General features: G+C 67.6%; 23 protein-coding genes. 7 read left to right on the top strand and 16 right to left on the bottom strand.

Annotation, left to right across the window (positions count from 1 at the left end; all coding sequences use genetic code 11):
* Positions 1-7: 7 nt before the first annotated feature.
* The 4 genes from arfA to leuS form a co-directional block, all read right to left on the bottom strand.
* Positions 8-160, bottom strand: coding sequence for an alternative ribosome rescue factor ArfA (arfA, locus tag A7D27_RS08270; protein WP_044410741.1), 153 nt, complete (start codon positions 158-160; stop codon positions 8-10).
* 75 nt (positions 161-235) lie between these two features.
* Positions 236-1,273, bottom strand: a complete 1,038-nt coding sequence (gene holA / locus A7D27_RS08265; protein ID WP_069560797.1) for a DNA polymerase III subunit delta — start codon at positions 1,271-1,273, stop codon at positions 236-238.
* Positions 1,274-1,319: 46 nt separating this feature from the next.
* The gene (lptE, locus tag A7D27_RS08260) at positions 1,320-1,931 is read right to left on the bottom strand and encodes an LPS assembly lipoprotein LptE (protein WP_069560796.1); all 612 of its coding nucleotides are present in this window, start codon (positions 1,929-1,931) and stop codon (positions 1,320-1,322) included.
* A gap of 55 nt (positions 1,932-1,986) precedes the next feature.
* Complete coding sequence (gene leuS / locus A7D27_RS08255; protein ID WP_069564589.1) at positions 1,987-4,608, bottom strand: leucine--tRNA ligase; 2,622 nt, start codon at positions 4,606-4,608, stop codon at positions 1,987-1,989.
* Positions 4,609-4,839: 231 nt separating this feature from the next.
* Between leuS and A7D27_RS08245 the strand changes: the two genes are divergently transcribed.
* Both A7D27_RS08245 and A7D27_RS08240 read left to right on the top strand, forming a co-directional pair.
* Positions 4,840-5,280, top strand: coding sequence for a hypothetical protein (locus tag A7D27_RS08245; RefSeq protein ID WP_069560793.1), 441 nt, complete (start codon positions 4,840-4,842; stop codon positions 5,278-5,280).
* Between the two features lie 25 nt (positions 5,281-5,305).
* A complete protein-coding gene (locus tag A7D27_RS08240) occupies positions 5,306-6,088 on the top strand; it encodes a YdcF family protein (protein WP_069564587.1) in 783 nt (260 codons plus the stop codon).
* Between the two features lie 6 nt (positions 6,089-6,094).
* On the opposite strand, the gene lnt is transcribed toward A7D27_RS08240, so the two are convergent.
* The 5 genes from lnt to miaB all read right to left on the bottom strand — a co-directional run bounded on the left by lnt (position 6,095) and on the right by miaB (position 11,466).
* Positions 6,095-7,615, bottom strand: coding sequence for an apolipoprotein N-acyltransferase (gene lnt / locus A7D27_RS08235; RefSeq protein ID WP_069564586.1), 1,521 nt, complete (start codon positions 7,613-7,615; stop codon positions 6,095-6,097).
* A 93-nt stretch (positions 7,616-7,708) separates the two neighbouring features.
* Complete coding sequence (locus A7D27_RS08230; RefSeq protein ID WP_069560790.1) at positions 7,709-8,548, bottom strand: HlyC/CorC family transporter; 840 nt, start codon at positions 8,546-8,548, stop codon at positions 7,709-7,711.
* 19 nt (positions 8,549-8,567) lie between these two features.
* Positions 8,568-9,026, bottom strand: a complete 459-nt coding sequence (gene ybeY / locus A7D27_RS08225; protein ID WP_069560789.1) for an rRNA maturation RNase YbeY — start codon at positions 9,024-9,026, stop codon at positions 8,568-8,570.
* Entirely contained in the window at positions 9,019-10,038 is a 1,020-nt protein-coding gene (locus tag A7D27_RS08220; RefSeq protein WP_069564585.1) for a PhoH family protein, read from the bottom strand. The genes ybeY and A7D27_RS08220 overlap by 8 nt, the downstream gene beginning before the upstream one ends.
* Positions 10,039-10,125: 87 nt before the next feature.
* Positions 10,126-11,466: a tRNA (N6-isopentenyl adenosine(37)-C2)-methylthiotransferase MiaB gene (gene miaB, locus A7D27_RS08215; protein ID WP_044410879.1), complete on the bottom strand. Its 1,341-nt coding sequence runs from the start codon at positions 11,464-11,466 to the stop codon at positions 10,126-10,128.
* Positions 11,467-11,594: 128 nt separating this feature from the next.
* Here miaB and A7D27_RS08210 point away from each other — a divergent pair, with 128 nt between their 5' ends.
* Positions 11,595-11,927, top strand: coding sequence for a DUF1820 family protein (locus A7D27_RS08210; RefSeq protein WP_069564584.1), 333 nt, complete (start codon positions 11,595-11,597; stop codon positions 11,925-11,927).
* Between the two features lie 12 nt (positions 11,928-11,939).
* On the opposite strand, the gene A7D27_RS08205 is transcribed toward A7D27_RS08210, so the two are convergent.
* From A7D27_RS08205 to A7D27_RS08190, 4 genes are all read right to left on the bottom strand, one after another.
* Complete coding sequence (locus A7D27_RS08205; protein ID WP_044410710.1) at positions 11,940-12,488, bottom strand: tetratricopeptide repeat protein; 549 nt, start codon at positions 12,486-12,488, stop codon at positions 11,940-11,942.
* Positions 12,489-12,662: 174 nt separating this feature from the next.
* Complete coding sequence (gene hemL / locus A7D27_RS08200; protein WP_069564583.1) at positions 12,663-13,952, bottom strand: glutamate-1-semialdehyde 2,1-aminomutase; 1,290 nt, start codon at positions 13,950-13,952, stop codon at positions 12,663-12,665.
* Positions 13,953-13,984: 32 nt separating this feature from the next.
* The gene (gene thiE, locus A7D27_RS08195) at positions 13,985-14,614 is read right to left on the bottom strand and encodes a thiamine phosphate synthase (RefSeq protein ID WP_069560785.1); all 630 of its coding nucleotides are present in this window, start codon (positions 14,612-14,614) and stop codon (positions 13,985-13,987) included.
* Complete coding sequence (locus A7D27_RS08190) at positions 14,611-15,408, bottom strand: hydroxymethylpyrimidine/phosphomethylpyrimidine kinase (protein WP_069564582.1); 798 nt, start codon at positions 15,406-15,408, stop codon at positions 14,611-14,613. Before A7D27_RS08190 ends, thiE begins: the two co-directional genes overlap by 4 nt.
* A gap of 264 nt (positions 15,409-15,672) precedes the next feature.
* On the opposite strand from A7D27_RS08190, the gene A7D27_RS08185 reads away from it, so the two are divergent.
* From A7D27_RS08185 to A7D27_RS08175, 3 genes are all read left to right on the top strand, one after another.
* A complete protein-coding gene (locus tag A7D27_RS08185) occupies positions 15,673-18,063 on the top strand; it encodes a hybrid sensor histidine kinase/response regulator (RefSeq protein ID WP_069564609.1) in 2,391 nt (796 codons plus the stop codon).
* Positions 18,064-18,168: 105 nt separating this feature from the next.
* Positions 18,169-18,807 (top strand): TetR/AcrR family transcriptional regulator, encoded by a 639-nt coding sequence (locus A7D27_RS08180; protein WP_069564581.1) that lies wholly within the window; start codon positions 18,169-18,171, stop codon positions 18,805-18,807.
* Positions 18,808-18,976: 169 nt separating this feature from the next.
* Entirely contained in the window at positions 18,977-20,626 is a 1,650-nt protein-coding gene (locus tag A7D27_RS08175) for an acyl-CoA dehydrogenase family protein (RefSeq protein WP_069564580.1), read from the top strand.
* A gap of 263 nt (positions 20,627-20,889) precedes the next feature.
* Here A7D27_RS08175 and A7D27_RS08170 read toward each other — a convergent pair whose 3' ends face one another.
* From A7D27_RS08170 to A7D27_RS08165, 3 genes are all read right to left on the bottom strand, one after another.
* Complete coding sequence (locus A7D27_RS08170) at positions 20,890-22,041, bottom strand: MFS transporter (protein WP_069564579.1); 1,152 nt, start codon at positions 22,039-22,041, stop codon at positions 20,890-20,892.
* A 118-nt stretch (positions 22,042-22,159) separates the two neighbouring features.
* Positions 22,160-22,303: a hypothetical protein gene (locus tag A7D27_RS28290; RefSeq protein ID WP_165674844.1), complete on the bottom strand. Its 144-nt coding sequence runs from the start codon at positions 22,301-22,303 to the stop codon at positions 22,160-22,162.
* Between the two features lie 113 nt (positions 22,304-22,416).
* Positions 22,417-23,145 carry a hypothetical protein gene (locus tag A7D27_RS08165; protein WP_069564578.1) on the bottom strand — a complete coding sequence of 243 codons (729 nt, stop codon included), beginning with the start codon at positions 23,143-23,145 and terminating at the stop codon, positions 22,417-22,419.
* A gap of 123 nt (positions 23,146-23,268) precedes the next feature.
* Here A7D27_RS08165 and amn point away from each other — a divergent pair, with 123 nt between their 5' ends.
* Positions 23,269-24,741: an AMP nucleosidase gene (gene amn / locus A7D27_RS08160; RefSeq protein ID WP_371850559.1), complete on the top strand. Its 1,473-nt coding sequence runs from the start codon at positions 23,269-23,271 to the stop codon at positions 24,739-24,741.
* The last annotated feature ends 7 nt before the right edge of the window (positions 24,742-24,748 follow it).

Genomic DNA, 24,748 nt, shown 5'->3' with positions numbered 1-24,748 from the left:
CGGGTTTTCAGGCGGCCAGAAGCGAAGAAGCCTCCCAGTTACGGGAGGCTTCTCTGCGGTAGCTGCCTTTGCCTTTAAGTGGCTGTTCCTGGCGGCTGCGGAACAGGGGTTGGGCGACGATGCTCTTCGCCTTGTTGGGTTTCTTGCGTTGCTTGGCCATGGCCGGCTCTCCACTGGGCGCCTGCGGATTTGCAGGCGCGCGCATCTTGCGCCCGCGTGCGGGCGATGTCCAGTGTCAGGCGGCGGGTATGGGCAGGCGCTGGCCGGCAAGGCTGAGGGCCAGGTGTGCCAGGCCGATCCACGGATCACCTGGGGCCTGCCCCTTGATCTGCGCATCGATGCGTTGGGCATCGCTGAGCAGTTGGTTCCAGCGAGAAGCCGGGTGACGTTGCAGGGCGCGGCTGACCAGTGGGCGGCGCTTGTCCCAGACCGGGGGGCGGGCCGAGGCGAAGGCTTTCTCCAGTGGCACGCCCTGGGCGTATTGCTGGGCGATGCCGGCCAGCTGACGCAGCTCACGAGCAAGGGCCCAGAGGATCACCGGGGTTTCCACCCCTTCGCCCCGCAGGCCTTCGAGGGTGCGCAGGGTGTGTGCGGGTTCGCCGTTGAGTGCGGCGTCGATCAGGCCGAAGACATCGAAACGGGCGCTGTCGGCAACGGCCGCCTGGACCGTGGCGGCGTCCACCTGAGCGCCTTCGGCAAGCAGCTTGAGCTTCTCGATCTCCTGGGCGGCGGCCAGCAGATTGCCTTCCACCCGGGCGGCGATCAGGTCCACCGCTTCCTGGCTCGCGGCCAGGCCGGCCTGGGCCATGCGCTGGCGGATCCACTGCGGCAGCTGGTGGGCGTCCACCGGCCAGATCTGGATGAACTGGGCGTCCGCGCCGTCGATCAGGGCCTTGGCCCATTTGGTTTTCTGCGTGCTGCCATCCAGCTTGGGCAGGCTGACCAGCAGGACGGTGTCTTCCGGCGGTCGGGCCAGGTATTCCATCAGGGCTGCTGCGCCCTTGTCGCCGGGTTTGCCGGAGGGCAGGCGCAGCTCGATCAGGCGGCGCTCGGCGAACAGCGACAGGCTGGCTCCGGCCTCCAGCAGCAGGCCCCAGTCGAAGTTGTTCTCGGCGTTGAACACCTGGCGCTCGCTGAAGTCGCGGGTTCGGCAGGCGCTTCGGATAGCGTCGCAGGCTTCCTGGCAGAGCAGAGGCTCGTCACCGCTGACGACATAGACGGGGGCGAGATTGCCTTGCAGGTGTTTGCTGAGCTGGGCGGCGTTGAGCTTCATGGAGGAGGGCTGCCCGGCTGCGCGATCACGCAACCGGGCGGAGCACTTACTTGATGGGCAACTGCAGCGGGGACTGCTGCGGCTGCTGCGCTTCTTCCGCGCGGCGGGCGGCTTCCAGCGCATCGGCTTCGGCCTGGGCTTTGGCTTCCGCCTGGGCCTGCAGCGTGTCCAACTGCTCAGGGGTGATCAGCTGCAGGCGCATGGCCACCTGCTGGATCATGTCGCGGCGCATTTCCTGGCGCAGTTGCGCGGATTCCTGATCGGAAGCGATCAGGTTGTTGCTGTCGTGGGTGTAGTAGCGCTGCACATCGACACGGTCCTGCATCAGCAGCAGGTCTTTCTGACCACCGCGGATCTCGTAGTCCAGGGTGTTGCTCAGCTGGTACTCGGAGGTGCGCGAGTTTCCGCTGTAGCTGGCGGAGCGGCTTTCTTCCTGTTCGCGGGTCAGGACGATGCGGTAGGGCGCACCGGCGTGCACCTTGACGTGGCTGCGCTTGAGCAACTGGCGCAGTTGCTTGACGGTTTCGCCGTAGGTGTTGCGGGCGGTGACGTCCACTTCCTTGAGGGCGAACTGGGTGTCGCCGGTGCCGCGCAGCTGGAAGCCGCAGGCGCCGAGTGTCAGCGTCAGGCCCAGGACCAGCAGATTCCGTTTCTTCATCGTTGGTTTTCCCCTTGGCGAATCGCCGGGGCTGCGCGGCAGCCCCGGTGTGAAGTCAGTTGGCGACAATGTTGACCAGCTTGCCTGGGACCACGATCACCTTGCGGATGGTCAGGCCTTCGGTGAAGCGCAGCACGTTCTCGTTGGCGCGGGCGGTCGCCTCGACGGCCTCGCGGCTGGCGTCGGCCGCCACCTCGATCTGGCCACGGAGCTTGCCGTTGACCTGCACCACCAGTTGCAGGGTGTCCTGCACCAGGGCGCTTTCGTCGACCTTCGGCCAGGCAGCGTCGATGACGGCATCGGCATGGCCCAGTTCGCGCCAGATCTCATGGCAGATGTGCGGGGTGATCGGGGCCAGCAGCAGGGCCACGGTCTCCAGGCCTTCCTGGAGCAGGGCGCGGTCCTGGGCGTCCGCCTGCGGGGCCTTCTCCAGCACGTTCATCAGGGTCATCACGGCGGCGATGGCGGTGTTGAACTTGTGGTGCTGGCCGACGTCCTGGCTGGCCTGCTTGATGGCCAGATGGATGGCGCGGCGCACCTCCTTCTGGGCATCGGAGAGGGCGCTGGTGTCCAGCGCAGCCGGCAGGCCGGCATTGACGTGGGCCTGGGCCAGGCGCCAGACGCGGCGCAGGAAGCGACTGGCGCCTTCGACGCCAGCGTCGGACCACTCCAGGCTCATGTCCGGCGGCGAGGCGAACATCATGAACAGGCGGCAGGTGTCGGCGCCGTAGGCGTCGATCATGGCCTGCGGGTCCACACCGTTGTTCTTCGACTTGGACATCTTCTCGGTGCCGCCGATTTCCACCGGCAGGCCGTCGGTCTTCAGGCGTGCGCCGATGACCTTGGCCTTGGCGTCACGCTCGACCTCGACATCGGCCGGGTTGAACCAGTCCTTGCCACCGTTGGAGGCGGTGCGGTAGTAGGTCTCGGCGACCACCATGCCCTGGGTCAGTAGGTTCTTGAATGGCTCGTTGGAGCTGACCAGGCCTTCGTCACGCATCAGCTTGTGGAAGAAACGCGCGTAGAGCAGGTGCAGGATGGCGTGCTCGATGCCGCCGATGTACTGGTCCACCGGCAGCCAGTGGTTGGCAGCAGCCGGGTCGACCATGCCCTTGTCGTAGGTGGGCGAGGCGTAGCGGGCGAAGTACCAGGAGCTTTCCACGAAGGTGTCCATGGTGTCGGTTTCGCGCTTGGCCGCCGTGCCGCATTTCGGGCAGGTGCATTCGTAGAATTCGGGCATCTTCGCCAGCGGGCTGCCGGCGCCGTCCGGCACCACGTCTTCGGGCAGCACGACGGGCAGTTGGTCCTCGGGGACCGGCACGTCGCCGCAGTTCGGGCAATGGATGATCGGGATCGGGCAGCCCCAGTAACGCTGGCGGCTGATGCCCCAGTCGCGCAGGCGGAACTGGGTGCGCGACTGGCCGAGGCCTTTCTTCTGCAGGGCCACTTCGATGGCGTCGAAGGCGCCCTGGAAGTCCAGGCCGTCGAACGCGCCGGAGTTGATCAGCTGGCCGTGCTCGCCGTAGGCGTCCTGCCAGGGAGCGGGGGTCTCGTCACCGGCGCTGGTGCGCACCACCGGCTTGACCGGCAGGTTGTACTTGGCGGCAAAGGCGAAGTCGCGTTCGTCGTGGGCCGGGACGGCCATCACGGCGCCTTCGCCATAGTTCATCAGCACGTAGTTGGCGACCCACACCGGAAGCTTCTCGCCGGTCAGCGGGTGCTCGACGAACAGTGGGGTGGCCAGGCCTTTCTTCTCCTGGGTGGCGATGTCGGCTTCGGCGACGCCGCCGCGCTTGCACTCGTCGATGAAGGCCTGCAGCTCGGCGGCCTGGTCGGCCGGCAGCTTGGTCAGGGCGATGGCGGCCAGCGGGTGCTCGGCGGCCACGGCCACGTAAGTGGCGCCCATCAGGGTGTCGGGGCGGGTGGTGAAGACCTTCAGTACGCCGTCCTGGCCGATGCTGTCGGCGTCATAGGGGAAGCTGACCTCCATCCCGCGGGACTTGCCGATCCAGTTACGCTGCATGGTCTTGACCTGCTCGGGCCAGCCCGGCAGGTCGTCGAGGCTGCTGAGCAGCTCTTCGGCGTAGGCGGTGATCTTGAAGTAGTACATCGGGATTTCGCGCTTCTCGATCAGCGCGCCCGAACGCCAGCCACGGCCGTCGATGACCTGCTCGTTGGCCAGTACGGTCTGGTCCGCGGGGTCCCAGTTCACGGTGCCGTTCTTGCGGTAGATCACGCCCTTCTCGAACAGGCGGGTGAACAGCCACTGTTCCCAGCGGTAGTAGTCCGGCTTGCAGGTGGTGACCTCGCGGGACCAGTCGATCGCCAGGCCCAGGCTCTTCAGCTGGGCCTTCATGTAGGCGATGTTCTCGTAGGTCCACTTGGCGGGGGCGACGTTGTTCTTCATGGCGGCGTTTTCCGCCGGCATGCCGAAGGCGTCCCAGCCCATGGGCTGCAGCACGTTCTTGCCCTGCATGCGTTGGTAGCGGGCAATCACGTCGCCGATGGTGTAGTTGCGCACGTGCCCCATGTGTAGCTTGCCGCTCGGGTAGGGGAACATGGACAGGCAATAGAAGGTGTCCTTGCCGGCCTGCTCGCTCACTTCAAAGGATTTATGCGCGTCCCAATGGGCCTGCGCGGCGGCTTCGATATCACGGGGCTGGTAGTTTTCGTGCATGGCTACTTGCGCTGATAAATGGGCATCGGATCGCGGCCGTGAAGGGCGCTGAACCGCTTGCGAAACGTAAATTCAAGCGCCGTAGCATACATGAGCGCCGTTGGCAGAGGGAAACCCTGATTGTGCGGCGCGCGCCCCCCGCCGCCGTTTGTCGCGGCCATCCTGCGCGGGCTCTGGCGACCGCTAAGCTTCTGTTTCATGAGGGCGCTGCAGGGCGTGTCGAGGTGCTGCATGGTGGAGACGAGGCGGGCAGAAACGGCGGGTGGGCTGTATGAGCGTCTGCTGCATCGCCTGGCCCTGGCGCTGGACGAGGCGGATACGGCCGAACGGTTGCGCAACGAACACCCGAGCGAGCTGGAGCTCAAGGGGCTGACCCCCGCCGAGCTGGCGCTGATCCGGGCCTACCTCGACAAGGACCTCCATTGGTTGCGCGGTTGGCACGCTGCCGCCGAGGAGCTCGCCCTCATCGAGCAGCAACCCACCCGTGCGGCCAAGCCCGTGCGCAATTCCAAGAGCAGTCCGCCGCCGCGCGCGGCCAAGCCGCTGTTCAAGCGGCGGCAGCAACTGTTGTGCGCACTCTGTGGCGCGCCGGCCAATTGGCAGCGTGGCCAGGGCGTCCAGGCCTGCGCCACCTGCGGGTCCCAGCTTTTCCGCGCCGGCAATCCCCGTTAGGCTTCGCGCACCTTTGGAGGTGCCGATGCCGATCCGCTATCTGTTCAAACAACTGCTGATGCCGCCAGGCATCCTTTTGGTCCTGCTGTTGCTGGCCTGGTGGTGGCGCGTGCGTCGCCCCCGCCTGGCGCTCGCCTGTTTCCTGATGGGGTTCGGTGGCCTGTGGACGATGAGCCTGCCGGTGGCAGTGGAAACCCTGGCCGGCTGGCTGGAGACCGAACCGCCCTTGCAGGAGGCGCGTTGGGCCGAGCTGCCCGGGCGCGCCCAGGCCATCGTTGTGCTGGGGGCCGGGCGGGTGCGCGACGACCCTGCCTGGGAGGGCGACCAGCCCAGCCTGCTGGCTATGGAACGCATGCGTTATGCCGCGCGGATCGCCAAGGCCACTCAACTACCGGTGCTGGTCACTGGCGGTTTCCACTACGGCCAGCCGCCCAGCGAGGCGGCGATCATGGCCGAGTCGTTCGAGCGTGATCTGGGCGTGCCGGTGCGCTGGCGGGAAGAGGCGAGCCGGACCACCTGGGAGAACGCCGTGGAGTCGGCGCGTATCCTCAAGGCCGAAGGTGTCGAGCGGGTAGTGCTGGTGACCCAGGCCTTCCACATGCAGCGCGCACGCTGGTGCTTCGAGCAGGCGGGGTTGGAGGTGGTCACAGCGCCGTCGTCGTTCCTGTCCTCTCCCAATTCACGGCCGTTCGGCGGTTGGCTGCCGGAGACGGTGGCGGTGTGGCACAGCGGGATGTTGCTCAACGAGGCGCTGGGCCTGCTGGCCTACCCGCTGGCGTACCGCTCGGGAGCGGTTGCCAGCGAGTGAGTCGGGTCAGACCGTCTTGGCGATGCGGCTGGCCAGCAGGGCCCAGCCGAACAGCAGGCCGCAGAGGATGGCCAGCGGCCAGGAGCGCCATTTCAGGTATGGGGTGAGGCCCTGCATGGGCTCCACCTGGCCGTAGAGCGAGGCCTTCTCGAACTGCGGGATGGCGGTTTCGATGCGGCCGAAGGGGTCGATCAACACAGTGACGCCGTTGTTGGTGGCGCGGATCATCCAGCGCCCGGCCTCCAGCGCCCGCATCTGCGCCATCTGCAGGTGCTGCAGCGGGCCGATGGAGGTGCCGAACCAGGTGTCGTTGGACACTGTCAGCAGCAGGTCGCTCTGAGCGGCCAGGTCGGCGGCGAACTCGGGGTAGACCACTTCGTAGCAGATGTACGGCGCGATCCTGTAGCCCTTGGCCAGCAGCGGCGGCTGGTCGGCGGGGCCGCGGGCGAAGTCGGACATGGGCAGGTCGAAGAAGGCGATCAGCCCGCGCAGCACATCCTGCAGCGGTACGTATTCGCCGAACGGCACCAGTTGCTGCTTGAGGTAGGTGCCCTGGCCGTCGCCGACCACGGTGATGCCGTTGTAGTAGCGCTTCTCGCCCCGCTCGTTGGCCTGGCGGATCGGTACGCCGGTGATCAGCGCGGCCTGGCGGTCGTGGGCGACGCGGCCCATGACGGAGAGGAAGCCTTCGGCGTGTTCCTTCAATACCGGTACGGCGGTTTCCGGCCAGATGATCAGGTCGGTGCGGCGCGCCGCCAGGGTCATGTCGCGGTAGAGCGCCAACTGGGCTTCCAGCTGCGCCGGGTCCCATTTCAGGTTCTGCTCCACGTTGCCCTGCAGGGCGACCACGTCGAGCTTCTCGCCCAGCGGTCGGGTCCAGGCGTGGTCCTTGAGGGCCAGCCCGGTGATCCAGGGGGCCGCCAGCAGACCCAAGGCGGCGATCAGGAACGCCGGGGCCCGGCGCAGGCGCACCAGGTTGACCAGCAGGGCAGCGCTCAGGGCGAGGGCGAACGACACCAGCCAGACACCGCCGAGCGGGGCCAGGCCCGCCAGGGGACCATCCAGCTGGCTGTAGCCGGCGTAGAGCCAGGGGAAACCGGTGAGGAACCAGCCGCGGAAGGTCTCCTGGGCCAGCCACAGCGCGGCGAAGGCCAGGGCGTCGGCCAGCGGGGCCTCGTTGCGGCGGAACCAGCGTGCCCAGAGCGCGGCGGGAATGGCGAAGAACAAGGCCACGCCAGCGCAGAAGCCAGCGGTGAGGAAGGCAGCCAGCGGCGCCGAGGCGCCGCCGTAGTCGTGGATGCTGACGTAGATCCAGCTGGTGCCGGCGATGAACAGGCCGAAGCCGTAGCACCAGCCCCGGCCGAAGGCGGCCTTGGGGCCGAGTCCGCGCAGGCCTAGGTAGAACAGGGCGAGGGACAGTAGCGACAGCGGCCAGTAGTCGAAGGGCGCCATGGCCAGCGGAGTGAGGGCGCCGGCGGCCAGGGCCAGCAGGTTGCCCGGCCAGCCGGGGCGGGTGATCCAGTTCATGCGCAATCCTTGGGCGGGGCAGTGGAGGGCCCGGAACGCCGCGCAGTCTAGCCGGGCCACGCCCGCGCCGGGAAGCGACGGGCGTGGGGGCGGTCAGCGGTTGATCGGGCTGAGGCGCAGCAGGTGCAGGCGCCGGCTGTCGGCGTTGAGCACGCGGAAGCGGAAGCCGCCGAACTCCGTGGTCTCGTTGCGCTTGGGCAGGTGTCCGAAGGCACCCATGACCAGGCCGCCGATGGTGTCGAACTCGTCTTCGGAGAAGTCGGTTTCGAAGAAGCTGTTGAAGGTATCCACCGGGGTCAGCGCCTTGACGATGAAGTCGCCGCTGGGGAGCGGCTTGATGTAGCTGTCTTCCTCGACGTCGTGCTCGTCCTCGATGTCACCGACGATCTGCTCCAGCACGTCCTCGATGGTCACCAGGCCTGCCACGCCGCCGTATTCGTCGATGACCACGGCCATGTGGTTGTGGTTGGCGCGGAACTCGCGGAGCAGCACGTTGAGGCGCTTGGATTCGGGCACGAAGGTGGCCGGACGCAGCAGCTCCTTGATGTTGAAGGGGCGGTCGGGGTCCTGGAGGATCAGAGGCAGCAGGTCCTTGGCCAGGAGGATGCCCATGACGTCGTCCAGGCCTTCGCCGATCACCGGGTAGCGCGAGTGTGCGGCATCGATGATGGCGGGGAGGAACTCGCGGGGTGTCTGGGTGGCCTTGATGCTGATCATCTGCGAGCGCGGCACCATGATGTCGCGCACCTGCAGGTCAGCCACCTGGATGGCACCCTCGACGATGGACAGCGCCTCGCTGTCCAGCAGTTTGTTCTGGTGGGCTTCGCGCAGCAGCTCCAGCAGCTCCTGGCGGCTTTTCGGCTCATGGGCAAAGGCCTGGGTCAGCTTTTCCAGCCAGGACCTGTGCCCGTTGCTCGATCGATCTTCGCTCATATGTCCTTGCTCGGGTTTCTCACTCGTCGTCGCGGTACGGGTCGGGGTGGCCGAGTTCGGCCAGCAGTTCCCGTTCCAGCGCTTCCATTTCTTCGGCTTCCTCGTCCTCGATGTGGTCGTAACCCAGGAGGTGCAGGCAGCCGTGAATCACCAGGTGCGCCCAGTGGGCATCGAGGGCCTTGCTCTGCTCGGCGGCCTCGCGGGCCACCACCGGGGCGCAGATCACCAGGTCGCCCAGCAGCGGGATGTCGAGGAACTCCTCGGGTACGTCGGCGGGGAAGGACAGCACGTTGGTGGCGTAGTCCTTGTGCCGCCAGGTGCGGTTCAGCTCGCGGCCCTCGGGCTCGTCCACCAGGCGGATGGTCAGCTCCGAGTCGCCCTGGCGCTGGCGCAGGGCCAGGGTGCACCAGCGGCGGAAGTCGGCTTCGCCGGGCAGGTCACTGGCCTCGCTGGCCAGTTGCAGGTCGAGTTCAAGCATCGGGGTTGATCGCACCCGGATCGTTGTCTGCAGGACGCGGCTTGGCCTGGGCGCGGTTGTCGTAGCGGTCATAGGCTTCGACGATGCGCTGCACCAGCGGGTGGCGGACCACGTCGTGGGATTTGAAGTGGGTGAAGGCGATGCCGGGCACGTCACGCAGCACGTCGATCACATGAGCCAGGCCGGAGCGGGTGCCCCGGGGCAGGTCGACCTGGGTGATGTCGCCGGTGATGACGGCCGTGGAGCCGAAGCCGATACGGGTCAGGAACATCTTCATCTGCTCGAGGGTGGTGTTCTGACTCTCGTCGAGAATGATGAAGCTGTTGTTAAGCGTGCGGCCACGCATGTAGGCCAGCGGGGCGACCTCGATCACCTGCTTTTCGATCAGCTTGGCCACCTGCTCGAAGCCGAGCATCTCGTAGAGAGCGTCATAGAGTGGGCGCAGGTAGGGGTCGATCTTCTGGGTCAGGTCGCCGGGGAGGAAACCCAGCTTCTCGCCGGCTTCCACCGCCGGGCGTACCAGCAGGATGCGGCGCACCTGCTCGCGCTCCAGGGCGTCGACGGCGCAGGCGACGGCCAGGTAGGTCTTGCCGGTGCCGGCCGGTCCGATGCCGAAGTTGATGTCGTGGTCGAGGATGGACTTCACGTAGCGCTGTTGGTTGATGCCGCGCGGACGGATCATGCCCTTGCGGGTGCGCAGGGCGACGCTGGCTTCCATCTTGGGGTTGGCCAGCTCGTCCATGCCGGTTTCCCGGAGGAACAGGTGGACCATGTCCGGGGACAGCTCGGTGGCTTCGGTCTCACGGTAGAGGCGGCGCAGCAGGTGCTCGGTGGCCTGGGTGCGCTGGGGATCGCCCACCAGCTCGAACTGGTTGCCGCGGTTGCGGATCTCGATGGCCATGCGCTGCTCGATCAGCCGCAGGTGTTCGTCGAACTGGCCACAGAGGTTGGCGAATCGACGTGCCTCGAAGGGCTCCAGGGTGAAGCGGTGCAAATCCAGGGGTGCGTTCAATGTCGTGGGTTCTTGGTCGCCGTTGGCAGGTCAGGAAATGGAGCATAAACCCAGGTGCCCGGCTGCGGAAGCACGGGCACCGGGATTTCAGTGCAGTGTGTCCTCGATCAGCGTGCCGCGCAGGGAGTGGGGCAGGGCGTCGTCGATGTGCACGTCGACGAACTGGCCGATCAGGCGCGGATTGGCGCTGCGGAAGTTGACGATGCGGTTGTTCTCGGTGCGGCCCTGGAGCATGCCCGGGTCCTTCTTGGAGAAGTCGCTCACCAGGATGCGCTGGACGGTGCCGACCATGCGGCGGCTGTTCTCGAAGCCCTGCTGGTGGATGCGGGCCTGGAGGATCTGCAGACGCTGCTTCTTCACCTCTTCCGGGGTGTCGTCGGGCAGGTCGGCGGCCGGGGTGCCTGGGCGCGAGCTGTAGACGAAGGAGAAGGAGAAGTCGAAGCCGACGTCTTCCACCAGCTTCATGGTGGCCTCGAAGTCCTTGTCGGTCTCGCCGGGGAAACCGACGATGAAGTCGGAGCTGATGCAGATATCCGGTACCGCCGCCTTGAGCTTGCGGATGCGCGACTTGTATTCCAGCGCGGTGTGGTTGCGCTTCATCGCCGCGAGGATGCGGTCCGAGCCGGCCTGTACCGGCAGGTGGACGAACTTCACCAGCTCCGGCACTTCGGCGTGGGCCTGGATCAGCGCGTCGGAGAACTCCAGCGGGTGCGAGGTGGTGTAGCGGATGCGGTCGATGCCGTCGACGGCGGCCACCACGCGGATCAGCTCGGCGAAGTCGGCGATGCGCCCGTCGTGGGTCTGGCCGCGGTAGCCGTTGACGTTCTGGCCCAGCAGGGTGACCTCGCGCACGCCGTTCTCGGCCAGGTGGATCACCTCGGCCAGCACGTCGTCGAAGGGCCGGCTGACTTCCTCGCCACGGGTGTAGGGCACCACGCAGAAGGTGCAGTACTTGCTGCAGCCTTCCATCACCGAGACGAAGGCACTGGGGCCGTCGACGCGGGGCTCGGGCAGACGGTCGAACTTCTCGATCTCGGGGAAGCTGATGTCCACCTGGGGCGCGCGGGTGGTGCGCGCGGCGTCGATCATCTCCGGCAGGCGGTGCAGGGTCTGCGGGCCGAAGACCACGTCGACGTAAGGCGCGCGCTCACGGATGGCGGCGCCTTCCTGGCTGGCCACGCAGCCACCGACGCCGATCACCAGCTCGGGGTTCTGGCGTTTCAGCTCCCGCCAGCGACCGAGTTGCGAGAACACCTTCTCCTGCGCCTTCTCGCGTATGGAACAGGTATTGAGCAGGATGACGTCGGCCTCCTCGGCACGTTCGGTCATTTCCAGCGCCTGGTGTTCGCCCAGCAGGTCGGCCATGCGCGAGGAGTCGTACTCGTTCATCTGGCAGCCGTGGGTTTCGATATAGAGCTTCTTGGCCATGCACGTCAGGGTCGGGTGGTTCGAAGAACCGCGCATTATAGTCGCGGCCTGCCCGCGTTCCTAGGGTGGCGCGACCGGTCGCCGTGTTATGCTTCGCGCCCCATTTTTACCGCCGTACCGACCTTTACATGAGCAAGCACGAACCGATCTTCAAGGTGATCTTCCTCAACCAGGGCCAGGTCTACGAGATTTATGCCCGGCAGATCTTCCAGAGCGAGTTGTGGGGGTTCCTGGAGATCGAGGAGTTGGTCTTCGGCGAGCGCAACCAACTGGTGGTGGACCCCAGTGAGGAGAAGCTCAAGGCGCAGTTCGAGGGCGTGGTACGCAGCTTCGTGCCTATGCACGCGATCATCCGCATCGACGAGGTGGAGCGCCTGGGCACGGCAAAGATCAGCGAGGCCAAGGGCACGGGCAACGTCATGCCGTTCCCCATGCCGCCCATGCCGGACAAGCACAGCTAGGCGGCGCGGTATTCAGGGCAGGGGGGCGAAGGGCGATCCGCCGTCGGCGGTCTGCAGTTCGATGAGGTAGTTGCGGAAGATCTGCCCCAGCACCTGGGTGGCGATCTCCAGCTCGTCGGCGCGCATCTGGCCGGCCACCACGTCCGCCGAGTCCATCGCCTCGTCCGAGCCGTTCACTGCCGCCATCTTCAGCACGATGTAGGCCTGCACGTTGCTGGCCGGCACGCCTTCACCCCGGAAGAACATGTTGCCCAGGCGGAATTGCGCCTGGGCGTTGCCTTTCAGCGAGGCCTGCTCGAACCAGTTCAGGGCTTGCTGCAGGTCGCGTGGGGCGCGTTTGCCGTCGTAGTAGAACTCGCCCAGCTCGTACTGTGCGCCCGTGTCGCCGGCCTTGGCGGCCTGCTGGCAGTTGGACAGGGCTTCCTGGAGGTCTTCGGGGCGAGTGTTGAGGTTGCAGCGGCCGGACGCCGGGATCAGCAGCGAGTTGCCGCCGGCTTCGGCCAGCAGGGGAGAAAGGAGCAACAGGCTGCCCAATGTCAGGATGCGGCCGGTGCGGTTCATCAGATCACAGCGCCTCGGAAAGCAGAGCGGGCTCCCGCCCGGTCGGCGAAACGCGCCGACCGTCACATTATGAAATAAGCCGGGTGCTACTTACAAAGTCTTTGCACGCTTTTCCCGCACCCAAGCGGCAAGGCCGGTGGCCTGCACACCCGGGTGTAGGGATGGCGTAACGAATCAGCGCTTTTTCAGCTCGGCGAAGGCGCGTTCTGCGGCGTCCAGGGTGATGGCCAGTTCCTTGTCGCCGTGGGCGATGGAGGTGAAGCCGGCCTCGAAGGCGCTGGGGGCGAGGTAGACGCCGCCGTCCAGCATCAGGTGGAAGAAGCGCTTGAAGCGCTCCACGTCGCTGGCCATCACATCGTCAAAGGTGACGATGTCGTCGGCGCCGCTGAAGTACAGGCCGAACATGCCACCCGCCTGAGTGGTCACGAAGGGAATGCCGGCAGCGTCGGCGCGCTGCTGCAGGCCGTCGAGCATGCGGGTGGTGTAGTCGGTCAGCTCGGCGTGGAAGCCCGGGCGGCTGATCAGCTTCAGGGTGGTCAGGCCGGCGGCCATGGCCAGCGGGTTACCGGACAGGGTGCCGGCCTGGTAGACCGGGCCCAGCGGCGCGATGCAGGACATGATCTCGCGCTTGCCGCCGAAGCAGCCTACCGGCATGCCGCCGCCGACGATCTTGCCGAAGGTGGAGAGGTCCGGGGTGACGCCGTAGTGGGCCTGAGCGCCACCCAGGGCGACGCGGAAGCCGGTCATCACCTCGTCGAAGATCAGCACCACGCCGTGCTGGTCGCACAGGCGACGCAGGCCTTCGAGGAAACCGGGAGCCGGCGGTACGCAGTTCATGTTGCCGGCGACCGGCTCGACGATGATGCAGGCCACGTTCTGGCCGACTTCACCGAGGGTCTTCTCCACCGCGCCGATGTCGTTGAAGGGCAGCGTCAGGGTGTGCTTGGCGAAGTCTGCTGGTACGCCGGCCGAACTGGGCACGCCCTGGGTCAGCAGACCGGAGCCGGCCTTGACCAGCAGGCTGTCGGAGTGACCGTGGTAGCAGCCTTCAAACTTGATGATCGCGTCGCGACCGGTGAAGCCGCGGGCCAGGCGGATGGCGCTCATGGTCGCCTCGGTGCCGGAGCTGACCATGCGCACCATCTCCATGGACGGCACCAAGGCGCAGACCAGGTCGGCCATCTCGGTTTCCATGGCGGTGGGCGCACCGTAGGAGAGGCCGTGCTGCAGTTGGCGGCGCACCGCGTCGAGCACGTCCGGGTGGCCATGGCCGAGGATCATCGGGCCCCAGGAGCCGACGTAGTCCACGTAGCGCTTGTCGTCCTCGTCCGTCACGTAGGCGCCTTCCGCGTGCTTGAAGAACAGCGGCGTGCCGCCAACGCTCCGGAAGGCGCGGACCGGCGAGTTGACTCCGCCGGGGATGTGTTTCTGGGCGTTGGCGAACAGGGTTTCGGAACGGGACATGTCGAACTCTCTATGCAAGCGGTTGAAAGGGCTCAGGCCGGCGTGAACAGCGCACTGAAGGCGCGGGCGCGGCGTTCCACCTCGGCGGGGCCGTCGGCGGCGAACAGGGCGTGGATCACCGCCACCATGCTCGCGCCACGGGCGATCAGCGCGGGTGCGGTGTCCAGGGTCACGCCGCCGATGGCGACGATGGGCTGCTGGAAACGCTGGCGCGCCTCGTCCAGCAGTTCCGCCGTGGCGGCCGGCGCGCCGGGTTTGGTCTGGGAGTTGAAGAAGCGACCGAAGGCCACGTAGCTGGCGCCTTCGGCCAGGGCCGACTCGGCCAGGTCCAGGCGCGCATGGCAGGTGGCACCGATGACCGCGTGACGACCCAGCAGGGCGCGCGCTGCTGCGATGGAGCCATCGGTCTGACCCAGGTGTACGCCCACGCCCAGGCGGGCAGCCAGCTCGGCGTCATCGTTGATCAGCAACTGCGCGCCGTAGCGGGTACACAGCTCACGCAGCGCCTCGGCCTCACGCAGGCGACGGGCCTCGTCGGAGGACTTGTCGCGGTACTGCAGCAAACGGGCGCCGCCCTTCAGGGCCGCTTCCACGTAGGGCAGCAGCCGGCCATCGGCGAGCAGCTGGCTGTCGGTGATGGCGTAGAGGCCGCGCAGCTTCATGAGCAGAAGTCCAGCGGCAGGCGGCGGGGCACGAACTGGCCGTGGCCCGGTTGCTCGGCGTCACGCAGGGTGCGCCAGGTGTAGTCCAGTGCCGAGCGCACCGCACCGGGCAGGGCCTCGCCCAGGGCCAGGCGACCGGCCAGGGTGCTGGCCAGGGTGCAGCCGGAGCCGTGGTAGCTGCCGGGCAGGCGCTGGCAGGTGAAGGTGTGGCGTTCGCCATCTTCGGTGTAGAGGCGGTTGTGGACCTCGGCCTCGTCGCCGTGGCCACCGGTGATCAGCAGGTTGCGGCAGAAGGGCAGCAGCTTCTCGGCGCATTCGTCGGCCGTGCCTTCGGGGAGTTCGGCGAGGATGCGCGCTTCCGGCAGGTTCGGCGTGGCGATGAGCGCCACCGGCAGCAGGCGCTCGCGCATCGCGTAGCCCACTTCGTCCTTGCCCAATTCGCCGCCACCGCCGGCACGCAGCACCGGATCGCAGACCAGCGGTACGCCCGGCAGGCCCTGCATGATTTCCAGCACGGTCTCCACCATCTCCACCGAGCCCAGCATGCCCAGCTTCACGGCAGAGACCGGCAGATCGGCGATCACCGCACGGGCCTGGGCCAGCACCCATTCGCGGTCGAGCACGCGGAAGTCGGAAACGTTGACGGTGTCCTGAACGGTCAGGGCGGTCACGGCGGGAGCCGCGTGGCAGCCTTGGGCGATCAGGGCTTCAATGTCCGCCTGCAGACCGGCGCCGCCACTGGGGTCGTGGCCGGAAAGACAGAGGACGATAGGGCGAGAGGGGGTCGTTTTCATGGTGCGCGAGCTTACCACCTTTCCGCCGCCGGGTCGGCCCGCCGGACAGGGGCCCCGCCATCCGTCGAAAAGCGCTGAAAGGTCCGTTTGGGTGTGCCCGTAATGCCCATTCCAGAGCGGTTGAAGGGGATGGCAGAGTGCCTCCTATGGCGCCCCGATGCTGTGCTAGAGTGTGCGCATTCGAACAACCAGGCCCTGCGTGACGCTTCGGCTCCGGGAAGGAAAGGGACTTCCCGAGGCGTGCGACGGCCTTTGCGGGGCTTCATGCGTCACGTTCTCCTTTTCCTGTCCCTGTTCCTCTCCACCGCCGTGTTCGCAGTGGAGTTCGACGAGCACACCCGCCAACTGCCCCTCGGGTTGCACATGGACGTCTTCGAAGACGTCCGCGGCGATGCCACACTCGCCGACATCACCTCCCCCGCGCTGGATCGCAGCTTCCGCCGCAGCGACAAGCCCGTGCTCAATGCCGGCTATTCGCGCTCGGTGTTCTGGATCAGGCTCGACCTCAGCTATCGCCCGCGTGATCTCGGTGGCCAGCAGCCCTGGCTGCTGGAGCTGGCCTACCCGCCGCTGGACCACATCGAGCTCTACCTGCCCGACAGCGAAGGCGGCTACCGGCTCGCCCAGCGCACCGGCGACGGGTTGCCGTTCGCCAGCCGCGAGATCAAGCAGAACAACTACCTGTTCAACCTCAACCTGCAGCCCAACCAGCCTCAACGGCTTTATCTGCGGGTGAACAGCCAGGGCTCGATCCAGGTCCCGCTTACCCTCTGGTCGCCCCAGGCCTACATGGAAGAGCAGCCCGGGCGCATCTACGTGCTCGGCATCATCTACGGCGTGCTGCTGGTGATGCTCATCTACAACCTCTTCATCTACCTCAGCGTTCGCGACACCAGCTACCTCTACTACATCCTCTATATCGCCTCGTTCGGCCTCTACCAGATCTCCGTCAACGGCGCCGGCATCCAGTACTTCTGGCCCAACAGCCCCTGGTGGGCCAACGCCTCCACCCCGTTCCTGATCGGCTCCGCCGGGCTGTTCGGCTGCCAGTTCGCCCGCAGCTTCCTGCACACCGCCGACCACAGCCCCTGGATCGACCGCAGCCTGCTGGTGCTGATGGCCATCGGCGTGCTCGCCATGCTCCTGTCCCTGGTCGCCAGCTACGGCATCGCCCTGCGCCTGGCCACCACCCTGGCGCTGGTCTTCACCGTGGTCATCTTTGCCGCCGGCATCCTCGCCTGGCTGCGCGGCATGCGTGTGGCGCGCTATTTCATATTCGCCTGGAGCGCCTTCCTCGCCGGTGGGGTGATCAACACCCTCATGGTGCTCGGCTACCTGCCCAACCTCTTCATCACCATGTACGCCAGCCAGATCGGCTCCGCGCTGGAGGTGAGCCTGCTGTCCCTTGCCCTGGCCGACCGCATCAACGCCATGAAGGAAGAGCGCACCCGCATTCTCCAGGAGTCCGGGCGCAAGCTGGAGACGCTGAACCGCGAACTGGCCGAGAGCAATCGCCTCAAGGACGAGTTCCTCGCCACCGTCACCCACGAGCTGCGTACCCCCATGAACGGCGTGATCGGCTCCCTCGAACTGATGCAGACCCTCCCGCTCGACGTCGAGCTGGAGCAGTACCAGAAGACCGCCGCCAGCTCCGCCAAGGACATGATGCGGCTGGTCAACGACATCCTCGCCATGACCGAGCTGCAGGCCGGCAAGCTCTACCCCCGTCGCGAGACCTTCAGCCTGCGCGGCCTGTTCGACAGCCTGCGCGCCCAGTACGCCCCGCGCGCCGAAGAGAAGGGCCTGACCTTCGCCCTGGAGCTGGACGAAAGCCTGCCCGACACCCTCGAAGGCGATGCCGGCAAGCTTGGGCAGATCCTCGGCCACCTGCTGGACAACGCCGTCAAGTTCACCGCCCGGGGTGGCGTCATGCTGCGGGTCACCGGCCAAGGCCAGGAGCCCGGCGGCGTTCTGCGCCTGATGGTTGCGGTGGAAGACACCGGCATCGGCTTCTCCACCCCGCCCGATGGCAGCCTCTACAGCGGTTTCCGCCAGCTTGACGGCTCCATGACCCGTGCCTACGGCGGCCTTGGCATCGGCCTGGCCCTGGCGCGGCAACTGGTCGAGCTGCTCGGCGGTCAGCTCACCCACCGCTCCGAACCCGGCCAGGGCAGTTGCTTCCAACTGGCCCTCACCCTGACTCGCCCCGCCCAGCGCGAGGCGGCCCCGATACGCCGCGCCGTCGCCCAGGCCCAGCGCCGCCCCGAGCAATGCACCGTGCTGGTGGTGGAGGACAACACCATCAACCAACTGGTGACCCGCGGCATGTTACTCAAGCTCGGCTACCGCGTGCGTACCGCCGACAACGGCGCCGAAGCCCTCGAACTGCTGCGCCGCGAGCGCATCGACGGCGTTCTGCTCGACTGCCAGATGCCGGTCATGGACGGCTTCGCCACCTGCCGCGCCCTGCGCAGCCTGCCCGAATGCGCCGAACTGCCGGTGCTCGCCGTCACCGCCCACAGCCACAGCGGCGACCGCGAACGCTGCCTGGCGGCGGGCATGAGCGACTACCTCGCCAAGCCGGTGAAGTTCGAAGAGCTGCGCACCCTGCTGCACGACTGGGTGCTTTGCCGCGCCGGCGAACATCCCGCCTGATCGGTCACCCACCGGCCGGAATGCCGCCTTCATCGTCGGGTTCCCCGCTTTCATCCAAAGTCTGAATCCTGATTCACTCACTGCCAGTGAATCAGGATTCAGACCATGTCCTACCGCGTCACCGCCCAACGAATCGACCGCGACCAGGCCCTGCGCCAACGCATCCTCGACTGCGCCCTGGCGCGGGTTGCCGAAGGCGGCTTCGCCGTTCTCACCATGCAGGCCCTGGCCGATGACGTCGGCATCGCCACCGGCAGCCTCTACCGCCACTTCCGCAACAAGGGCGAGCTGGCTGCCGAAGTCTTCGCCCGCGCCAGCCAGGTTGAGGTGGACGTGCTCAGCGAGCACCTGCGCGGCCCCGGCAGTGCCACCGAGCGCCTTGCCAGCGGCCTGCAACGCTTCGCCGAACGCGCCTGGCACAGCCGCCAACTGGCCTTCGCCCTGATCGCCGAACCGGTGGAGCCGGAAGTGGACGAACAGCGCCTGCGCTTCCGCGAGGCCTATGCCGAGCGTTTTATCGAACTGCTCGAATCCGGCATCGCCAGCGGCGAATTCCAGGTCGAAGCCCCCGCCCTGGTCGCCGCCTGCCTGGTGGGCGCCATCTCCGAATCCCTGGTCGGACCGCTCTCGCCAGCCGCCCGTGCCGCCCGTGATGCCGACCAGTCGCGCAGCGAACTCGAAGCGGTCTGCCGGCACCTCGTCATCTTCTGCCTGCGTGCCGTTGGTGCGCACCCGCCTGCTTAGCAGGCCGTTGAACAACGTTAACGAGGCAGGCGATGCAAGGCGAAAACGGCCGAAAAAGCGGAGTTTACGTGCTGTAAATGAGCATTTTGATCGGACTCGCGCACGAGGGCGTTTTCAACGCCGCAGCGGCAACGCAGTTAGTTTTTCAACAGCTTGCTAGGAGGATTCCATGAGCCAGTCCCAATACGCCGAAACCCACGACGTGTTCAACCAGGTGCCCACCCTCGACGGCGCCAACCTCTACCGCCTCGACCTGCCCCTGCAGGAATGGACCCGCCGCTACGGCGCCGGCTGGGCCGAATCACGCCTCGACGTCTATGGTGCCCTTGCCGGCGGCCCGCTGATGCAGGCGGGCTTTCTCGCCAACGAACACAAGCCGGTGTTCAAGAGCCATGACCGCTACGGCCATCGCGTCGACCTGGTGGAGTTCCACCCGGCCTACCACGAACTGATGCGCACCGCCGTCGAACACGGCCTCACCTCGCTGCCCTGGCAGGACCCGCGCACCGGCGCCCATGTCGCCCGCGCCGGCCTCACCTACCTGCACAGCCAGGCCGAGGCCGCCAGTGGCTGCCCGCTGACCATGACCTTCGCCGCCGTGCCCGCCATCCGCCTGCAGCCCAACCTCGCCGAGCGCTGGCTGCCGAAAATCCTCGCCACCGAATACGACCCACGCAACGTACCCATGGAGCAGAAGCCCGGCGTCACCATCGGCATGGCCATGACCGAGAAGCAGGGCGGCACCGACGTCCGCGCCAACACCACCCGCGCCCACCCCATCGGCCTCGGCGGCCCGGGGGAGGCCTACGAACTGGTGGGCCACAAGTGGTTCTGTTCCGCGCCCATGTGCGACGCCTTCCTCACCCTCGCCTACACCGACAAGGGCCTGTCCTGCTTCCTCCTGCCGCGCCACCGCCCGGACGGCAGCCGCAACGCCTTCTACGTCCAGCGCCTGAAGAACAAGCTGGGCAACTGGGCCAACGCCTCCAGTGAAGTGGAATACCGCGGCGCCCTGGCCTGGATGGTCGGCGAGGAAGGGCGCGGCGTGCCCACCATCATCGAAATGGTCGCCATGACCCGCTTCGACTGCATGGTCGGCTCCAGCTCCCTCATGCGTCAGGCGCTCACCCAGGCCGCCCACCACTGCGCCCACCGCAAGGTCGGCGGCAAGGTCCTGGCCGACCAGCCGCTGATGCAGAACGTCCTCGCCGACCTCGCCCTGGAGAGCGAAGCCGCCCTGGCCCTCAGCCTGCGCATGGGCCGCGCCCTCGACAACCTGCACGACGAGCAGGAAGACCGCTTCGCCCGCCTGGTCACCGCCGTCGGCAAGTACTGGATCTGCAAGCGCGCCCCCGAGATGGTCTACGAGGCCAGCGAATGCATGGGCGGCGCCGGCTACGTCGAAGAGACCATCCTCCCGCGCCTATACCGCGAAGCCCCGGTCAACTCCATCTGGGAAGGCTCCGGCAACGTCCAGTGCCTGGACGTCCTCCGCGCCCTGTCCAAGGAGCCCGGCGTGCTCGATGCCCTGTTCAGCGAACTGGGCGACGGCCACGGCGACGCCCGCCTCGCCGCACAGATCAACAACCTCAAGGCCGCCTTCCACGACACCGCCGACATCCAGTACCGCGCCCGCCAGCTCACCGAAGACGTCGCCGTCGCCCTCCAGGCCAAGCTCCTGCTGGAGGCCGGCAACGCCACCGTCTCCGACGCCTTCATCGCCAGCCGCCTCGGCGGCAGCGGCCGGGTCTACGGCACCCTCCCGCGCGGCATCGACGTCGAAGCCCTGGTCGCCCGCAGCACCCCGCACCTGGCCTGACGCCACCCTGGCAACAAGGGAAAACAGCCGGTAGATTTTCCGCTGCCGGCTTTTCCCTCTGGGATCAGCGGGTTACGGGAAGTGTGTTCCCCACGGGGGTGGGGATGAACCGCACTTCGCTGCCTTGAACTACAGCGCGCAGCGGTGTTCCCCACGGGTGTGGGGATGAACCCACCCCAAACCGGAATGGCCAGGCCCCACTGCGGGGCCTGCGTAGGATGGGGTGAGCTCGGCGAACCCCATCACCCAGCCGCGCCCCGGCCCTAGGCCGCCCGCTCCGCCAGCCGGCGCTGGCCGGTCAGCGCCGTGACCACGAACAGCGCCGCTGCCAGGCTCAGCGCCAGGGGCAGACCGTGGGGGCCGGTGCCCATCAACGCGCCGCTCAGCAGCGGCCCCACCAGGCTGCCGATGCCCCACAACATGCCCACGCAGGCGTTGGCCGTGACCAGGTCCTGCCCGCTGAAGCGCTCGCCGATGCGCACCAGCGCCAGGGTGTAGACGCCCCCCGCCACCGCCCCCAGCAACACCAGCACCGGCCACAGCAGCGTGGGCCGGGTGATCAGCCAGGGCAGCGCCATGCCGATGCCCAGCGCCGCCACCCCGCAGACCAGGTGCAGGCGGCCGCGCTCGGTGCGGTCCGACAGCCAGCCCAGCGGCACCTGGCAAACCATGTCGCCGGCCAGGATCACCGTCACCATCAGCGCCGCGATGCCCACCGCATAGCCATGGGCACTGGCGTAGACCGGGAACAGCGACAGCACCACCGCATCGAAGAAGGCGAAGAACAGCACCCCCGTACACAGCGCCGGGGCCACCCGCAGGAAGCCCGCCAGGGAGAAGGTGCGCACCTCATCCTCGGCGGCCTGGCCCCAGCCGCCCGGCAGCCCCCAGGCCACCGCCGCCAGGGCCAGCAGGTTGGCCAGCACCACCAGCGCCACCAGCCAGGGGCTCTGCGCCCCGAGCAGGCCGATCAGCGCCGGCCCGCCCAACTGGCAGCCGGTGAAGCAGGCGGCATAGAAGGCCACCACCTGGCCCCGCCTGGCCTCGTCGCACAGCACGTTGACCCAGGATTCCCCGAGGATCACCACCACCCCCATCGCCACCCCCAGCAGCAGCCGCGCCGCCACCAGCAGGGGCGTGGAGGTCGGCAGCTCCAGCGCCGCCACCGCCAGGGCGCAGAGCACGAAGCAGCCGAGGTACAGCCCACGCCCCGACAGGCGCCGGCACAGCGGCGCCACCAGAAACGCGGCCAGGATCATCCCCGCCGCCGGCATCGCACTCAGTACCCCGATCTCCAGGCTCGACGCACCGGCCTCCATCAGCCGCAGCGACACCAGGGGCAGCGTCGCCCCCATGCTCAGCCCGACTACCGACACGGCGAAGATCAGCACCAGCAGCAACACACGATGGTTCATTTCGACTCCCGCCCGCAGGTAACCGGCCCGGGCCTGGCCATGGATCAACGACAGAACGACACGCGCACGGACGCATGCCGGGAATGAGCGAAGGGAGCGACGCGCGACAGCGCAGGGCTCAGGCGGGGAGGGCGGGAGGCGAGAAGGTGAAGGCGAACAGCACGCTGCGGCGACGCTTCAGCAGGGCATCACGCGGCCAGGCATTGGCCGCCAGCGCCGGATCGGGCTGGGCAACAAGGGCCGGGTGCAGGGGCGTGAACATCGCAGCGGTCTTCGGTGGATAACGCGGGGCGCGCAGTCTATGCGGGGGCGGGAAAAGGGTCAATCGAGCGGCCTGTACGGCGAATTTCCCTACCGTAGGGAACATCCCCAGCTCTACCGCCGCTGCCAGATCTTCCGGCCGCCCTGGTCTTCGGTCACCAGGTAGGGGGCGCTGAAGCGGTAGCGGGTGGCGGGCTGGTAGTCGGTGCCGCCGTCGGGGCGGACGAGGAGGATGCCGTCGGTGGTCTGCCATTGGCCGGCGTACTGGAGGGTGCCGTCGCTGTCGTAGCTCCAGTCGGAGCCGCCGCCGACGGAGCGGCTCCATTGCTCGACGCGGCCGTCGGGGGCGAGGTGCAGGGTGAGCACCGTGTTGAAGGAGGCGAAGCTGGCGCCACCGCTGTTGATGATGTCTTCGTGGACCCAGGTGCCGACCAGCGCCGGGTCCAGGGTGCCGGCGCCGGTGCGGGTGGCGCCTGTGGCGTGTGAGGGGCTGCGCTGGAACAGCGCCTGGCGCTCCAGCACCTGGCCGCTGACGGGGTCACGGGCGGCGAGACGGGCGTTGAGCTGGTCGTTGCCGTAGGTGGCGGCGAGGGTGGCGATCACCTGGTTGGTTTGCGGCAGGACGATCTCGGCGTTGAGTACCTGGCCGTCGTACTGGCCGCGCAGGTCCAGTTGCAGGGTGCCGTTCTCGGAATAGCGGCCGGTGACGACCTGGCCCTGCTGCTGCAGGTCGAGCACCGTGTTGGCGCCCGCCAGGTCGGCCTGGAAGCGGCCATCCAGCTCGCCGGCGAACAGTGGGGTGCTGGTGGCAACGGCGAACAGCAGGCTGGTCAGGCGGTGCATGGCGGCGGGCCTCGCGGGGGCGGTCGGGCAAGCATAGACGCAGCGGCACGCGCTGCTCGGCTTGGCCGCCGAAGGGTGATGGGCGCAAGATAGCCCCCTGTACGCCCAGACAGGATGCACCTCGTGACCCCGGATTCCGTCGAGTTTCTCGTTGTCCACACCGCCGAAGAGGCGGTCGACCGCCTGACCGCCCTGCATCAGCGGGCCACCACGGCCCTCAGCCAGGCCCTCAAGCTCTTTCTCAAGTCCCGCACCGAGCCGAGCGCCGAGCAGCGCGCGCTGTTCCGCTACCCGGAGCTGCGGGTCACCTACCGTTGCCAGGGCGAGGTGCCGTCCACGGTGCGCGCCTACGCGAAGATCCAGGTGCCGGGCACCTACAGCGTCACCGTCACCCACCCCGATGCCTTCCGCAAATACCTGCTGGAGCAACTGCGCCCGCTGATGAGCGACTTCACCGTGCAGGTGGAGGTGGGCATGAGCCAGCGGAACATCCCCTATCCCTACGTGGTGGAGAGCGGCGATGAGCTGGCCGGCACCGATGTGACCGCTGCAGCGCTGGCGCGGGTGTTCCCCAGCACGGACCTGTCCGCCGCCACCGATGGCGTGGCCGACGGGCTGTACGACTGGGAGAGCGCCGAGGAGCTGCCCCTGGCGCTGTTCGATGCGGCGCGGGTGGACTTCTCCCTGCGCCGGCTGGTGCATTACACCGGCAGCGACTGGCGCCATGTGCAGCCGTGGATTCTGCTGACCAACTACCACCGTTACGTCGACCAGTTCATCCAGCACGGGGTGACCCTGCTGCGCGAGGACCCGCGCTTCGTGAGCATGGTGCTGCCCGGCAACGTGCGGGTGGACCGGGACATGGACGAGGCGACGGTGCAGGCGATGATCGACGGCGTGGTGTGGCACCGCTACCAGATGCCGGCCTACCACCTGATCGCCAACGACGGCCACGGGGTGACGCTGGTGAACATCGGCGTCGGTCCGTCCAACGCGAAGAACATCACCGACCACCTGGCGGTGCTGCGCCCGCACTGCTGGCTGATGATCGGACACTGCGGCGGGCTGCGGCAGTCGCAGACCATCGGCGACTACGTGCTGGCCCACGCCTACATGCGCCGCGACGGCATCCTCGACCGGGTGCTGCCGCCGCACATCCCGCTGCCGGCCCTGGCCGAGGTGCAGCAGGCCCTGCAGGACGCGGCGGCGCTGGTCACCGGCGAGCGCGGCGAGGACCTCAAGCGGCGCCTGCGCACCGGTACGGTGCTGACCTACGACGACCGCAACTGGGAGCTGCGCTGGGCCCAGGAGCGCCCGCTGATCAACCTCTCGCGGGCAGTGGCGGTGGACATGGAGAGCGGCACCATCGCTGCCCAGGGCTATCGCCTGCGGGTGCCCTACGGGACGCTGCTGTGCGTCTCCGACAAGCCGCTGCACAGCGAGATCAAGCTGCCCGGCTCGGCGAGCGCCTTCTACCAGCGTGCGGTCAGCCAGCACCTGCGCATCGGCATCGCCGCGCTGGACCTGCTGCGCAACCAGCTCACTTCGCTGCACTCGCGCAAGCTGCGCAGCTTCGATGAGCCGCCGTTCCGCTGAGCCGCTC

This window comes from Pseudomonas sp. 1D4, assembly GCF_001728925.1.
Taxonomy (GTDB): domain Bacteria; phylum Pseudomonadota; class Gammaproteobacteria; order Pseudomonadales; family Pseudomonadaceae; genus Metapseudomonas; species Metapseudomonas otitidis.
Note: the sequence above shows the minus strand (reverse complement) of the source record. Positions and strands in the feature narration are given on the sequence as shown.